This window comes from Flavobacterium lotistagni (genome assembly GCF_011392125.1).
In the GTDB taxonomy this organism is placed as follows: domain Bacteria; phylum Bacteroidota; class Bacteroidia; order Flavobacteriales; family Flavobacteriaceae; genus Flavobacterium; species Flavobacterium lotistagni.
In genome coordinates this window covers 55776-69164 of sequence record NZ_JAAJBU010000008.1, presented here as the reverse complement: position 1 = coordinate 69164, position 13389 = coordinate 55776, and the positions used below count along the sequence as shown (strand labels likewise).

General features: G+C 43.7%; 16 protein-coding genes. 12 read left to right on the top strand and 4 right to left on the bottom strand.

The window, feature by feature from the left end; translation table 11 throughout:
• Window positions 1–61 precede the first annotated feature (61 nt).
• The 12 genes from G4D82_RS10070 (at window position 62) to G4D82_RS10015 (ending at window position 10913) form a co-directional block, all read left to right on the top strand.
• Entirely contained in the window at window positions 62–1525 is a 1464-nt protein-coding gene (locus G4D82_RS10070; RefSeq protein WP_166337153.1) for an alpha/beta fold hydrolase, read from the top strand.
• Window positions 1526–1779: 254 nt separating this feature from the next.
• Window positions 1780–3093: a TolC family protein gene (locus tag G4D82_RS10065; protein ID WP_166337152.1), complete on the top strand. Its 1314-nt coding sequence runs from the start codon at window positions 1780–1782 to the stop codon at window positions 3091–3093.
• Between the two features lie 43 nt (window positions 3094–3136).
• The gene (locus tag G4D82_RS10060) at window positions 3137–4228 is read left to right on the top strand and encodes an efflux RND transporter periplasmic adaptor subunit (RefSeq protein WP_166337151.1); all 1092 of its coding nucleotides are present in this window, start codon (window positions 3137–3139) and stop codon (window positions 4226–4228) included.
• A gap of 111 nt (window positions 4229–4339) precedes the next feature.
• The gene (locus G4D82_RS10055) at window positions 4340–7549 is read left to right on the top strand and encodes an efflux RND transporter permease subunit (RefSeq protein WP_166337150.1); all 3210 of its coding nucleotides are present in this window, start codon (window positions 4340–4342) and stop codon (window positions 7547–7549) included.
• 3 nt (window positions 7550–7552) lie between these two features.
• A complete protein-coding gene (locus G4D82_RS10050) occupies window positions 7553–7858 on the top strand; it encodes a hypothetical protein (protein WP_166337149.1) in 306 nt (101 codons plus the stop codon).
• A gap of 7 nt (window positions 7859–7865) precedes the next feature.
• The gene (locus G4D82_RS10045) at window positions 7866–8051 is read left to right on the top strand and encodes a YgaP family membrane protein (RefSeq protein ID WP_166337148.1); all 186 of its coding nucleotides are present in this window, start codon (window positions 7866–7868) and stop codon (window positions 8049–8051) included.
• A 482-nt stretch (window positions 8052–8533) separates the two neighbouring features.
• The gene (locus tag G4D82_RS10040) at window positions 8534–9172 is read left to right on the top strand and encodes a Crp/Fnr family transcriptional regulator (RefSeq protein ID WP_166337147.1); all 639 of its coding nucleotides are present in this window, start codon (window positions 8534–8536) and stop codon (window positions 9170–9172) included.
• Window positions 9173–9211: 39 nt separating this feature from the next.
• Window positions 9212–9667: a DUF983 domain-containing protein gene (locus G4D82_RS10035; RefSeq protein WP_166337146.1), complete on the top strand. Its 456-nt coding sequence runs from the start codon at window positions 9212–9214 to the stop codon at window positions 9665–9667.
• Between the two features lie 4 nt (window positions 9668–9671).
• Window positions 9672–9872: a YgaP family membrane protein gene (locus tag G4D82_RS10030; protein WP_317167568.1), complete on the top strand. Its 201-nt coding sequence runs from the start codon at window positions 9672–9674 to the stop codon at window positions 9870–9872.
• A 2-nt stretch (window positions 9873–9874) separates the two neighbouring features.
• Window positions 9875–10129 carry a heavy-metal-associated domain-containing protein gene (locus G4D82_RS10025; RefSeq protein WP_166337145.1) on the top strand — a complete coding sequence of 85 codons (255 nt, stop codon included), beginning with the start codon at window positions 9875–9877 and terminating at the stop codon, window positions 10127–10129.
• Window positions 10130–10147: 18 nt separating this feature from the next.
• Window positions 10148–10453 carry a thioredoxin gene (gene trxA / locus G4D82_RS10020; protein WP_166337144.1) on the top strand — a complete coding sequence of 102 codons (306 nt, stop codon included), beginning with the start codon at window positions 10148–10150 and terminating at the stop codon, window positions 10451–10453.
• Between the two features lie 22 nt (window positions 10454–10475).
• Complete coding sequence (locus G4D82_RS10015; protein WP_166337143.1) at window positions 10476–10913, top strand: OsmC family protein; 438 nt, start codon at window positions 10476–10478, stop codon at window positions 10911–10913.
• Window positions 10914–11061: 148 nt separating this feature from the next.
• On the opposite strand, the gene G4D82_RS10010 is transcribed toward G4D82_RS10015, so the two are convergent.
• The 4 genes from G4D82_RS10010 to G4D82_RS09995 are packed head-to-tail and all read right to left on the bottom strand — an operon-like array spanning window position 11062 to window position 13320.
• Window positions 11062–12027: a sodium-dependent bicarbonate transport family permease gene (locus tag G4D82_RS10010; RefSeq protein ID WP_166337142.1), complete on the bottom strand. Its 966-nt coding sequence runs from the start codon at window positions 12025–12027 to the stop codon at window positions 11062–11064.
• An 18-nt stretch (window positions 12028–12045) separates the two neighbouring features.
• The gene (locus G4D82_RS10005) at window positions 12046–12888 is read right to left on the bottom strand and encodes a DUF6671 family protein (protein WP_166337141.1); all 843 of its coding nucleotides are present in this window, start codon (window positions 12886–12888) and stop codon (window positions 12046–12048) included.
• On the bottom strand, window positions 12885–13151 hold the full coding sequence (locus G4D82_RS10000) for a hypothetical protein (protein ID WP_166337140.1): 267 nt from the start codon (window positions 13149–13151) through the stop codon (window positions 12885–12887). Before G4D82_RS10000 ends, G4D82_RS10005 begins: the two co-directional genes overlap by 4 nt.
• The gene (locus G4D82_RS09995; RefSeq protein WP_166337139.1) at window positions 13135–13320 is read right to left on the bottom strand and encodes a hypothetical protein; all 186 of its coding nucleotides are present in this window, start codon (window positions 13318–13320) and stop codon (window positions 13135–13137) included. Before G4D82_RS09995 ends, G4D82_RS10000 begins: the two co-directional genes overlap by 17 nt.
• Window positions 13321–13389 lie beyond the last annotated feature (69 nt).

Genomic DNA, 13389 nt, shown 5'->3' with positions numbered 1-13389 from the left:
CAGGCTAGGTCGATTATATGAATGTGATGAAGCAATATTTGCGCTCTAAAACATTCAAAACATGCACACAAAACTAAAAATGTTGGCGCTGATTATTTTGGCAGCCATGCAATCTTCTTGTTCGCAAACACCGCCACAAGAAGGCATTAAAAACGGAAAGACCATTGCTTTTGGCCGTCAAAGTTATCAAACACTCGAAGGGTTTATTCGCGTTCCAGAAGATGATCAAAACCCAAAATCCAAAGATTTATTGATTCCTTTTTTCGTCGTAAAATCACCCGATAAGCATCCAGAAGCACCTATATTTTGGCTAGATGGCGGGCCGGGCGGCTCTAATATTCTATCGGCAGAGAAAATAGCCCAGAGTAACCCTGAAACCATATTGGCCCACCACGATTTTGTTTGTGTCGGTTATCGCGGTGTGGATGGCTCGGTTAGTTTGAAATCGTCTGCTGTCAATAAGGCTTTGAAGGGTTTGAATCATCAAATGCTCAGCGAGGCTTCCTTGCAAAATATGGAAAGCAAAGTGCGAACTTACCACAAAGAACTCAAAAGTTCCGGAATCAATATCGATAAATACACCATCATGCAGGTTATTGCAGATATTGAATATGCGAGAAAGTTTTTAGGTTATTCCAAAATCAATTTGCTCTCTAGCAGTTACGGAACACGTGTGGCACTGCTCTATGGTTATCAACATCCTGAAGTGATTCAAAGAAGTTTAATGATTGGCGCTTGTCCGCCGGGTTATTTTCTTCCCAGAGCCGAATTTGCGCAGCACGCCATTCAACAATACGACAGCCTTTATCGCCTTCAGAAAGAGGCTCCTTATAAAGGTTCAATTTCTCAAGCGATGCAAACCGCCTTTAAAAACCTGCCGCGTCGTTGGTCGGTGTTCAAACTCGATGCCGATAAAATTAAAGCAGGAACCACAGCAGCACTATACAACAGAGGTTTTGCAATAATGGCTTTTGATGCTTATTTCAAGGCTGCCTATGAGCGCGACTACAGCGGTCTATTCCTGTTGCAAAAAATACAAGACATGAGCAATATTGCAGCCATTGGAGATGTGTTTGCCAAAACCATCAGTGCCGATAAGAATACCATGGCCCAACCAGAATACACTCAAACTGATTCGACTATTTTGGGAAAAAACATGGCATTGATATACGAGCGAGCAGCCAAGTGCTGGCCTATTGAATCGATTCCGGCGGCTTATACTCAATCCAGAAACTCAGCAGTTCCAACCGTAGTGATTAGTGGCGATTTAGATTTTAGAACACCTTCTTACGTCACCGAGAAAGCACTCATGCCTTATTTGTCTAATGGCAAGCACCTGATTTTAAAGAACATGTCGCATCTGGATATTCTAATGAATGTTATGAAAAGCCCCGAATTTATACAATGCTATTTTGATTCAGGAACTGTCGAGGCCTCACTCATTAAAACTGTCGACAAGATTGATTTTAAACCCAAAAGCAGCATCAGTAAAGCGAAAATTTTTGTGATTGGAGTGGTTAAATAATTGTAGGTTGTCGGTTGTCAGTTTGATGCTGTGGAATTAACGGTGTTAAAGAGTTTACAGTTTACGGTTATCGGTTCACAGTTATTTACTGGAATTACCATACAACAAGAACTTTATTCTAAAAAACATGAATAGAAAACTGCAAATCAGTTTTCCTTAAACGAACCGACAACCAACAACTCACAACCAATGTGACTTTTGTTACTGTGTAGCCTAAACTCCGCCTATACTTTTGCTTCGTAATACCAACATTTATGAAGCAGATTCCAATAATCATTTTAATCGCAGCGGTTTTCAAAGCGGGTTTTGTTTTCGGTCAGGATACTTTAAAAATCAGTAAAGCCGATTTGAAGCAGAAGCTGACCGAGCAAAATTTACAACTCAAAATCGCCCGGCAAAATGCCGCTGCTGCGCAAGCCGATTATCGTCAAAGTCATGCGCTCTTTTTGCCCAACATTAACCTATCGCATACTGGAATTGTAACTACCAATCCGCTGATGGCTTTCGGTTCTAAACTGAATCAGGAAATTCTCTCCCCGGCTGATTTCGATCCGGCATTGCTTAACGATCCGGCCAGAACACAAAACTTCGCTACCAAGATTGAAGTACAACAGCCTTTGCTAAACCTCGACGGGCTATACGGGCGCAAGGCGGCACATTCCAAATTACAAGCTTACCAGTTGCAAACCCAGCGCACGCAAGAATATCTGGAACTCGAACTTTCAAAGTCCTACATGCAATTGCAGTTGGCTTATCGCGCAGTGAAAGTGCTCCAGAAAGCTGATGCTACGGCCAAAGCTAATCTGAAATTGGTTGAAAATTACTTCCAACAAGGCTTGTTGCAAAAAACCGATTTACTGAATGTTCAGGTTCGTGTGAATGAAGTCGCCAACCAATTGCAATACGCGAAAAGCAATGTCCGGAATGCCTCAGATTATCTGGCGTTTCTCTTGAATGAAAATAATGCAGGAAAAGTTTACCAGCCTACTGATGCTTTAGAAAATAAAATTGATGAAGAAACCTTTAGTTCTGCCTTGCCCGATAATCGAAAAGACATTCAGGCCATGGAACTTTCCTCAGCTGCTTATGGGCAGATATTGTCCTCCTCTAAAATGGCTTTTTTGCCAAGGCTCAATGCCTTCGGAAGCTACGAAATGTATGATCGGAACCTGTTTGGAACTTCCGCTAAAGGCTACTTGTTAGGCGCCCAATTGTCGTGGAATGTGTTCGACGGCTACAAAACCATTGGCAAGTTCGAAAAAGCCAAAGCCGATTACCAAAAAGCCAGCACCGAAACTGAGCAGTACAAAGCGCAAAGCCAGTTAGAACTCAATAAAACCAATCGCCAGCTCAGTGATGCAAAAAACAAAGTACAGCTTACTCAATTGGCTTTTGAGCAATCGCAGGAAGCTTACCGCATCCGCCAGAACCGATTTGCGCAAGGTTTAGATAAAACCACCGATTTGTTGCAATCTGAAACGCAGCTGATCCAGAAAGAACTCGAGCAATTGCAAGCGGTTTTCGAATACCAGCTCACTCAGGATTATCTTGAATTTCTAACGAAGTAAAGCTGAAAAAATAATATTGAAAAGAACCATTAGTATCCATTTTATGAAACAGATTTTAATTGCCCTGAGTATTGTGTTTTTTGTTTCCTGCGGGAAAAAGCGTGAAGAAGCGCAAGATCATTCGCCAGCCATAATTGTAAAAGTAAGTGGTGTTGGTGCTAATGATTCGCGGGATTTTATTTCGGCCAGCGGGAAAATCGAAGCCGAGAACAGTGCCAACGTAGCCACCAGAATGATGGGTTACGTGACCCAAGTACATGTCAAAGTAGGGCAAAAGGTCAGTGCCGGACAACTATTGGTAAGCGTCAATAGTACTGATTTGCAAGCCAAGAAAGCCCAGGTCGATGCCGGAATTTTGCAAGCTACCGCAGCGTTCAACAATGCCAAAAAAGATTACGATCGTTTCGTGGCTTTGTTTGCCCAACAGAGCGCTTCGCCAAAAGAACTCGATGATATGACCTCGCGTTATGAAATGGCCAAAGCCGCACTCGAAGGCGCCAAGCAGCAACGCAATGAAGTGCTCGCACAATTTTCTTATTCGAATGTGACGGCCCCGTTTTCTGGCGAAATCACGCAGACTTTTGTCAAGGAAGGCGATATGGCGAATCCGGGAATGCCGCTGCTGAGTGTTGAAGGAGCAAGCCATTTACAGGTTTCGGCAATGGTTTCTGAAAGTGATATTGCCCAAATTAAAAATGGAATGAACGCCAAAGTATTGGTCAAATCGACGCAGCAGGAATTGACCGGGAAAGTAGTTGAGGTAAGTAGTTCGGCGAAAAATACCGGCGGGCAATATTTAGTAAAAGTCAATTTAGAGAAAGTGCCCAGCGAGGTTTTGTCGGGCATGTTCGTGAATGTGCAATTTCCGGTGGCAAAGGTGATAGCGAACGCCAAAGCAACATCTGAAAAAATTCTGGTGCCGCGAACTGCATTGGTACATCAAGGCCAATTGACCGGAATTTATACCATCGGAAATACAAATCTGGCCATTCTGCGCTGGTTGCGGATAGGAAAATCCTTTGGTGATGAAGTCGAGGTTTTGTCCGGTTTGTCGGCCGATGAGCAATACATTGTTAGTGCAGAAGGAAAATTATACAACGGCGCTAAAGTAAAGATAGAGTCATTCTACAAGTAAAAAGTCTTAGTTAATCCGGACCGCGTGAGGGATTAAGGCGGCATCCTTTTGTGCAGCAAAAGATAGAGCCGAAAGCCCGACCCGCAGGGGCACGCCCAAAAAAATAAAATTATGCAAGAAGGTATTTCAGGTAAGATTGCGCATTTTTTCATCCATTCGAAGCTCACGATTTTGTTGATGGTAGGGCTGATGATTATTGGCGTGTATAGTTCGTTTCTGATTCCGCGCGAGGAAGAACCGCAAATCAATGTGCCGATGGCCGATATCATGGTCGGTTATCCCGGAGCGAGCCCGAGTGAAGTGGAAAGCCGCGTGGTGAAGCCGCTGGAGAAAATCCTCTCGAACATCAAAGGCGTAGAGCATGTGCACAGTATGGCGATGAATGGTCAAGCGATGCTGATTGTGCAATTCTATGTTGGGCAAGACGTAGAGCGCTCTTATGTAAAACTTTACGACGAGCTCGCCAAGCATGAGAATATGTTCCCGGCGGGTGTTTACAAACCCATGGTTAAAACCCGTTCGATAGACGATGTGCCGATGTTGGGCCTGACTTTGTGGAGCGAAAAGCTTAATGATTTTGAAATTCGTCAGGTGGCGGAAGAAGTAACTTCGGAAATTGAGAAAGTTAAAGACGTAGCTATTACCAAAGAAATCGGTGGCAGAAATCGGGAACTTAAAGTGATTCTCGACAAAGACAAAATGGCCGAGAACGGTGTCGATGCGCTCGGTATTATGCAAATGATTCAGGCCAATAACGGCAGCGCACAATCAGGCAGTTTTGTGAATAATGATAAAGAATATTTGCTGACCACCGGAGAATTTTTGACTTCTGCGGAAGATGTAGAAAATTTAGTGGTCGGTGTGAATGCCAATCTGCCGGTGTATCTCAAGCAAGTGGCCACGGTGCAAGACGGCCCATCAACACCGAGAAGTTATGTGTCGTTTGGTTACGGAAAATCGAATCAAGCTTTTGCCAAGAACCGTTCGGAATATCCGGCAGTTACCATTTCTATTGGCAAAGTGAAAGGAGCCGATGCGATGAAGATTTCGGAGAAAATTCTGGAAAGAGTAGCCCAACTTCGCAAAACCATTATTACCGATGATATTCACGTTGAGGTAACTAGAAATTACGGCGAAACCGCTTCAGACAAAGTATGCGAGTTGCTGTTGCATTTGGGCATTGCGATTATAGCCGTGACGGTTTTAGTGATTCTAGCCATGGGTTGGCGCGGCGGATTGGTGGTTTTCTTTTCAGTGCCGCTGACTTTTGCCTTAACGTTGTTTGCGTATTATTTGCTCGGTTATACTTTGAACAGAATCACGCTTTTCGCCTTGGTTTTCGTAGTCGGAATTGTCGTCGATGACAGCATCATCATTGCCGAGAACATGCACCGCCATTTCAAGATGAAGCGATTGCCGTTCCAACAAGCCGCGATTTATGCGATTAATGAAGTTGGAAATCCTACTATTCTGGCGACGTTTACCGTGATTGCAGCGATTCTTCCTATGGCTTTCGTGTCAGGCATGATGGGGCCGTATATGAGCCCGATGCCCATTGGTGCTTCGATTGCGATGTTACTCTCACTATTTGTTGCGTTGACGGTAACGCCTTATTTGGGTTATCATTTATTACAAGAAAAAGACCACCAACAGCACAAAGCCGAAGCCGGACTTGAAACCAGTTGGGTGTATAAAATCTACAACAGATTCGAAAGGCCGTTGTTGGAGAGCAGCAAGAAAAGACGCATGCTCATTGGCTTGACGGTGTTATTGCTCGCGGGTTCGGTTGTTATGTTTTTTACGAAATCGGTGCTGGTGAAGATGCTTCCGTTTGATAACAAAAACGAATTTCAGGTCGTGATTGATATGCCCGAAGGAACTACGCTTGAACGAACCGCTGCGGTCACTCAGGAAATAGCGCAATACCTTTCTACAGTTCCGGAAGTGGTGAGCTATCAGAATTACATCGGAACTTCGGCGCCGATTACTTTTAATGGTTTGGTGCGGCATTACGATTTGCGCGGCGGCAGCAACATGGCCGATATTCAGGTGAACTTGCTGCACAAAGAACAGCGCGATTTGCAAAGTCACGGCATTGCCAAACTGGTTCGCCCCGAAGTGCAAAAAATCGCCAAAAAATACGGTGCGAATGTCAAGATTATTGAAGTACCGCCCGGTCCGCCGGTGTTGTCCACGTTGGTCGCAGAAATCTACGGCCCGGATTACAAACAGCAGATTGAAGTCGCGCAACAAGTAAAGTCGATTCTAGAAAAAACTCAAGACATTGTCGATATTGACTGGATGACCGAAGACAATCAAACCGAATACAAGCTCGTGGTCGACAAAGAAAAAGCCATGCTGAGTGGCATCGCGCCGCAACAAATCGTCGGGAACCTGACTTATTTGCTTAAAGAATATCCGGTGGCGAACTTGTATGATGAACATTCCAATGACCAAGTGGGTATTGTGTTGTCGCTTCAGGACCAAGACAAAACTTCGTTGCAGGATATCGAAAACCTCAAAATCAAAGGCAGCCGCGGCAATGTAGTTCCGGTGAGCGATTTGGTCAAAGTGGTTCAGGATACTTTGCAAAAAACTATTTATCGCAAAGACCAAAAGCGTGTGGTTTATGTCATGGCGGATATGGCCGGAGAACTCGAAAGCCCGGTATATGCCATTTTGGGCATGAATGAAAAACTCCAGAAAATGCAACTTCCAAAAGGTTATAAAGTCAACGAGCTCTATATGGAACAACCTGCCGACGAAAGCGATTTCACCGTAAAATGGGACGGCGAATGGCAAATTACTTTGGAAGTTTTCCGCGATTTGGGCTTGGCTTTTATGGTCGTGATTGTCATCATTTACATGCTGATTGTGGGTTGGTTCCAGAATTTCAAAACACCTGTCGTGATGATGCTTGCCATTCCGCTGTCACTAGTCGGAATTGTTTTAGGGCATTGGCTTTTGGGTGCCTTTTTTACCGCAACTTCATTTATCGGGATGATTGCACTTGCCGGTGTGATGGTTCGGAATTCGGTGCTGTTGATTGACTTTATCGAAATCCGTTTGCAAGATGGCATTCCGCTCAAACAAGCTATTATCGAAGCAGGAGCCGTCAGAACTACGCCGATTTTGCTGACCACAGGAGCAGTAGTAATTGGAGCCTCGATTATCTTATTCGACCCTATTTTCCAAGGCTTGGCGATTTCGCTCGTGTTTGGTGCGATTGTCTCAACGATTTTGACATTGCTCGTGGTGCCGATTATCTATTACGTGACCGAAAGAAAAAAATGGGAACTCAAAAACCAACCTAAAAACTAACTCATGAAATTACTAATCATTAACGCCGTCAAAGCCTTTGAAGCTGAGGTCAAAAAACTCCTGCTGCAAGCCAAAGTGCATTCGTTTTCCTATAGCGAAGTGAACGGTTTTCGCGACAGTTCGCAAGATGCCATTCAGAGCAATTGGTTTGCCTCAGAACTGAATGAAACCGAATCGGTATTGTTTTACGCTTTCGTTGCCAAAGACCGCGTGGATACCGTTTTTGAAATGATTGGTGCGTTCAATGCCCAACAAGAAGTGCTGTCGCAGATTCACGTGGCGGTGTTGAATATTGAAAAATCTAATTAAGAACGATATGAAAAATAGAATAATCAGAGCCATTGCGGGAAGTTTCATCCTGATCAGTTTGCTTCTGGCGATGTATGTCGATGAGCGCTGGTTGTGGTTTACGGCTTTTGTCGGGGCGAACCTGCTGCAATCTTCCCTTACTAAATGGTGTTTGATGGAAGACATTTTGACGAAGTTTGGGGTGAAGGAGTAGTTGCCGGTTGTCAGTTTTGTGTTATGGAACTAGGAAACTTGGGCTGTCAGCCGTCAGCTTTCAGCTTTCAGCGTGAATTCTGGAATTAACGGTGTCAACTATTTTCTTTTTTTGAGGAGCTTTTTCCCGCTGTCCGCTATATCTTTTGCTCCGCTAACGCTGCACAAAAGGATGCCGCTGCTATCGGGGCTAGGGTTTTTCGGTGAATCACTTGAATTGTGGAATCAACGGTGTGTGATTTATTTTGAATGTTGACCCGAGGCGCAGCCGAACTGTATGGAGCGAAGCGGAATAAATATTGAATGTTGAATTGTGAAACTAACGTCCAACAAGTACTTCATTCTAAAAAACCAGATGGAAAAATTACAGCTCAACTTTCCGAATACAAACCGAAGATCGAAGACCGACGACCGAAAACTGACAACCAACAACCCTTTCAAATCTCACCAGACTGCCTTATATTTACCCCATAAAGCAGCCACATGAACCCAGAAATAAAAAAATACTTCGCCGGATTTTCCCAGGCTTTGTTGGATGAGATTGAACAAAATGCCGTTTTTCAAACCGTACCCGCCGGGCAAGTCATTATGCGTACTGGGCAATACATCAAAAGCACCGTTTTAGTGTTAAGCGGCACCATCAAAATTTACCGCGAAGATGACGATGGCGGTGAGTTCCTGATGTATTACCTGCAACCCGGGCAAGCATGTGCGATTTCGATGATTTGTGCCACCCGACACGAGAAAAGCCAGATCATGGCCAAAGTAACCGAAGATGCCGAACTGCTCATGGTGCCTCTGCCGCTCATGGACAAATGGATGATGCAGCACCGCAGCTGGTACGAATTCGTGATTGAAACCTACCGCAGCCGTTTTGAGGAAGTACTCGAGGTAATCGACAACATTGCGTTCCGCGCCATGGATGAGCGTTTGTTGTTTTATTTGCGTCGCCATGCCGAAACTACCCAAAGCACAGAAATCAAAACTTCGCATCAGGATATTGCCTCGGATTTGAACACTTCGCGCGAGGTGATTTCAAGACTGCTCAAAAAGATGGAACAACGTGGTTTAGTGAAACTTTTCCGCAATCAAATTGAGCTTTTAGCCACAGGAAAAATGTAGTTTCCCAATTATTTTCGGCAATGTGATAAATGTCACTTCATGCCGAAGAACATCACCTTAATTTTACTTCAAAATTATTTAGGTATGTTCATTTATTTAAAAAGAGTTTTCTTGCACCAATGTCCGCGTTGTGGACAGGGCAATTTATTTACCCACAAATGGTACCAGCTCGGCCATGTAAATTCGCTTAAAGACCAATGCGAAGTTTGCGGTCAGCGCACTCATTTAGAACCTGGGTTTTATCACGGAACCGGTTATGTGAGTTATGCTTTAACTGTGGGTTTATCGATCATTTCGTTCGTTTCGTTTTATCTGATTACTGGAATTACCATCCGTGATCCCCACATTTTTTATTGGCTGCTAGGCAATACCGTAGCACTGGTTTTGATGCAACCTTGGTTGATGCGTTTGTCAAGAAGTTTGTGGTTGTCGTGGTTCTTTCACGATGACGATAAATACCATACCCAAGCCCAATCGTCTAATTCAAAAATCTAAAATCATGAAAAACATGGGAACTGCAGACCGTGCGATTCGTTTGATGGTCGCTATTTTAATCGCTATTTTGTATTTCACCGGAACTATTACCGGAACCGCAGCTTTGGTTCTGGGCTTCGTAGCGGTGATTTTTGCCGCGACTTCAATGGTAAGTTTCTGCCCGCTTTATCCATTGTTAGGAATCAATACTTGTAAAAACAAATAGCCATGTTCCGTATTGAAGTTGAAAATATCAAATGTTCGGGTTGCGCCAACAGCATTCAAAGCGCTTTGATGAAAATTGCCCATGTTGAAAGCGTGAAAGTATTTCACGAACAAGGTATTGTGGTAGTTACCGGCGATGCGAACCGCGAAGAAATCCTAGCTAAATTAAAAGCTTTGGGTTATCCTGAGAAAGGCAACAACACGACTTTTTGCAAAGCTAAATCTTATATGAGTTGTGCGATTGGAAAAATGAGTTAACACCAAATTCGTATAGTTATGAATCCAACTTTTCAGGAAGTTATCAACGCAGAGAAACCGGTTTTGGTAGATTTTTATGCCGATTGGTGCGGGCCATGCCAAATGCTCGGGCCGATTCTGAAAGAAGTCAAAGAAACCTTAGCCGAACGCGTATCGATTATCAAAATCAATGTCGATAAGAATCAGGAAATCGCGAGTCATTACCGCATTAAAGGCGTGCCGACGATGATGTTGTTTCAAAACGGAATGCAACTTTGGCGGCAATCGGGCGTGCTTTCCAAAGCGGATTTAATTAGCGTAATTCTGGAGAAAAGCAATACCTAAAATTTCTATTCAATTCAATATTATGGAACCACATACTTATCAAGTAAAACTTAATTGGCTATCAGACCGCAAAGGCATTTTAAAATCGGATGTTCTCAAAGATGCCATTACGGTAGTCACGCCACCGGAATTTCTGAAAGGCATTGCCGATGAATGGTCGCCGGAGCATTTGTTCGTGGCCGCCATCAACAGTTGTTTTATGACTACTTTTTTGGCTGTGGCCGAGAATTCTAAACTCGAATTTCAATCTTTGGAATGTAATGCAGTGGGCACTTTAGACAAAGTCGATGGCAAATTCCTAATGACACAAGTCGAATTATTTCCGGAATTAAAAATCACAGATGCTGCCCTTCAAGACAAAGCCCTTCGTGTGATGGAAATGAGCGAGAAAGCCTGTTTGATTTCCAATTCAGTGAACAGCGAAGTGGTTTTACACCCAAAAGTAACTGTACAAAATTAAACTAAAAACCATGGATTATCTGATATTCGGTTTAGTGTTATTGCATTTGGTGGTAGGCTTCGGCTGGTTGTTGTATAAGCTTGAAATACAGAAAAAAACTAAAGATGAAAGTCGCCAAGAAACCAATAGTCAAAAGTAGCCTCCAGGCCTAAACGGTACTTTGTACGACCCACAAATACAGAGGCAATCCGATAGTGATGTTAATCGGGAAAGTCACGCCCAACGCCATCGGCAGATACAATCCAGGGTTGGCTTTCGGAACTGCTATTTTTACCGCTGCCGGAACTGCTATGTAGGAAGCGCTCGCTGCCAAAACTGCAAAAATGAAGCGGTTCGCAATTTCATGGGTCACAAAACCACTCAAAACCGCGACAATCACACCGTTGACCAACGGAATCAACACCCCAAAAACAAAGGGAAACCAACCTTGTTTGAAAAGTGAGCCGAGTTTTTTTCCGCTGACAATTCCCATATCAAGTAAGAATATAGCGAGAAAGCCTTTGAACAAATCGTTGGTAAAAGGTTTGATACCTTGGGCTTGTTCGGCACTGGCCAAATATCCAATCACGAGGCTTCCCAAAATCAACAGCACACTGCTATTGGTGAGCGAATGATGAATGGCTTTTCGGGCTGCAGATGGTTCATTTTTCTGTTTGTTGAATATCGAAATCAACAACAAACCTGCAATGATTGCAGGCGATTCCATGAGTGCCATAATAGCGACCATGTGTCCGTCGGGAGCCAAATGGTGCATTTCTAAATAGCTAACCGCCGTTACAAAAGTCACAGCGCTCACCGAGCCATAAGCTGCTGCCAAAGCGCCGGAGTCATCGATAGAGAATTTTCTGCGCAGTATAAAGAAAGTGTAGATCGGAACCGCTAACGCAGTGCCTATAGCAAAAAGCATCGAAAGCCCGATTTCTAGATTAAAATCTTCGTGGGAAAGTTCTTGCCCGCCTTTAAAACCAATAGCAAACAACAAGTAGATGGAAATAAATTTAGAGCTGTTTGCCGGAATTTCAAGATCACTTTTCAAATAAACCGCCACAATACCGAGCAGGAAAAACAATAAGGCCGGATTAGTCAGGTTTTCAGTTAGCAGTTGTAAATTCATAAGTATGATTCAATCGCGTTAAGGGTTACAATAATCACAGTAAAGCGGTTCTTCTTCCCGCACGCCGCGTGGATAATATTGTTTTTCAATATGGGAGCATTGCTGACAAGTATACACATGATACAATACCGACCGGGTTTCTGAACGGCACAATCGGCAAGGTAATCCAGCGACAGCATCTGTAATGCCGAAACCAGGCGCTTCACAAACTGGGCAAACCGATAGGATTTTTTGTACCAAGTTCTGTGTAGCTTTCTCAATTACTTTCATCCGGCTCGGATTGTACATAGCACGCATATCGGTTTCTACATAAGCCGAACCTTGACTAGAAATAAAATCGTTGCAAATTGCTAATGCTTGTTCCCAATCTGTAATTCCTTTGGCCATGCCGCTATGGTTTTTTTCAGCTTTTTTAATGATGATGCCGTGCTCGGGGAATCTGATTTTTTCTAAGAATGATAACAGCTCATGCTTATCGCGTACTTCAGCTGCATCGAAATTGGTTTCGAGCGACAGTTCACGTGCCGTGATTTCGAGTTGGTTTTTTTGGTCGATCAGCATCACGAGTTCATCGTCGGCACTGGCAAAAAACACTGAAGGATGCATTCCAAATGAGCCTTCGCTGGCCACTGCCAAATCACATTGGTGAAGTTGCATTCCGCGCAGACATTTTTCCCTGACTGTGGTCAAAGCATCTGATTTTCTGTCGACTTCACCTGAAAAAGTGCCGAGTAAATCAGTGTCGAAATGGGTTGATACTACGCAATGCACACCCAAAGCTTCTGTGAGAATTGGAGCCATGACTTTCTCTTTCTGATGTTGTGTGACGATGAGCAGTCGCCGCCCTTCAAAGCGTTTCATTTTTCCGCAAGGGTAATGTTGGCGTGGATTTCTAGCTCGATTTCCGGATCCAATGTGCTGATGGTTTTCAGAAAGTCTGCATGGGCAGCGAGCAGTTCTTCTTTGCGCCGCTCTGAGCGTTCGTTCTTATTACCTTGGCGAATTTCATGACTGAAGTTCTCTTTCGAGTGGAACTGAATTTTAAAGTCGAGCAGTTTCCCGATGACCTCACGCGCTTCTTTGGCGGTAAATACGCCGTCGATCAATTTAATTTCTGATTTCATGTTGAGGGTTTTGTTTTAGAATGAAAAGGCCAATAAAAATGGAAAGACCAACGAGCAGGCTTTCTAATAGCGCAGTAGGCATCGGGTACAAAATAGCTGTAGCGAATACTAAAGCAATTACGCTCCCGAGCAGTATTTTACTAATGCGTGCAATAAAATCTTGTTTCATATTCAATCGAATTGGTTTGAGATGATGTTGTTTTATAACAGCGCAAATCTAATTCGGCGAATTGATAAT

Excerpts from the sequence above, each read along its gene's own strand:
- G4D82_RS10070 (WP_166337153.1), top strand. The coding sequence starts at position 62 with ATGCACACAAAACTAAAAATGTTGGCGCTGATTATTTTGGCAGCCATG.
- G4D82_RS10065 (WP_166337152.1), top strand. The coding sequence starts at position 1,780 with ATGAAGCAGATTCCAATAATCATTTTAATCGCAGCGGTTTTCAAAGCG.
- G4D82_RS10060 (WP_166337151.1), top strand. The coding sequence starts at position 3,137 with ATGAAACAGATTTTAATTGCCCTGAGTATTGTGTTTTTTGTTTCCTGC.
- G4D82_RS10055 (WP_166337150.1), top strand. The coding sequence starts at position 4,340 with ATGCAAGAAGGTATTTCAGGTAAGATTGCGCATTTTTTCATCCATTCG.
- G4D82_RS10050 (WP_166337149.1), top strand. The coding sequence starts at position 7,553 with ATGAAATTACTAATCATTAACGCCGTCAAAGCCTTTGAAGCTGAGGTC.
- G4D82_RS10045 (WP_166337148.1), top strand. The coding sequence starts at position 7,866 with ATGAAAAATAGAATAATCAGAGCCATTGCGGGAAGTTTCATCCTGATC.
- G4D82_RS10040 (WP_166337147.1), top strand. The coding sequence starts at position 8,534 with ATGAACCCAGAAATAAAAAAATACTTCGCCGGATTTTCCCAGGCTTTG.
- G4D82_RS10035 (WP_166337146.1), top strand. The coding sequence starts at position 9,212 with ATGCCGAAGAACATCACCTTAATTTTACTTCAAAATTATTTAGGTATG.
- G4D82_RS10030 (WP_317167568.1), top strand. The coding sequence starts at position 9,672 with ATGAAAAACATGGGAACTGCAGACCGTGCGATTCGTTTGATGGTCGCT.
- G4D82_RS10025 (WP_166337145.1), top strand. The coding sequence starts at position 9,875 with ATGTTCCGTATTGAAGTTGAAAATATCAAATGTTCGGGTTGCGCCAAC.
- trxA (WP_166337144.1), top strand. The coding sequence starts at position 10,148 with ATGAATCCAACTTTTCAGGAAGTTATCAACGCAGAGAAACCGGTTTTG.
- G4D82_RS10015 (WP_166337143.1), top strand. The coding sequence starts at position 10,476 with ATGGAACCACATACTTATCAAGTAAAACTTAATTGGCTATCAGACCGC.
- G4D82_RS10010 (WP_166337142.1), bottom strand. The coding sequence starts at position 12,027 with ATGAATTTACAACTGCTAACTGAAAACCTGACTAATCCGGCCTTATTG.
- G4D82_RS10005 (WP_166337141.1), bottom strand. The coding sequence starts at position 12,888 with ATGAAACGCTTTGAAGGGCGGCGACTGCTCATCGTCACACAACATCAG.
- G4D82_RS10000 (WP_166337140.1), bottom strand. The coding sequence starts at position 13,151 with ATGAAATCAGAAATTAAATTGATCGACGGCGTATTTACCGCCAAAGAA.
- G4D82_RS09995 (WP_166337139.1), bottom strand. The coding sequence starts at position 13,320 with ATGAAACAAGATTTTATTGCACGCATTAGTAAAATACTGCTCGGGAGC.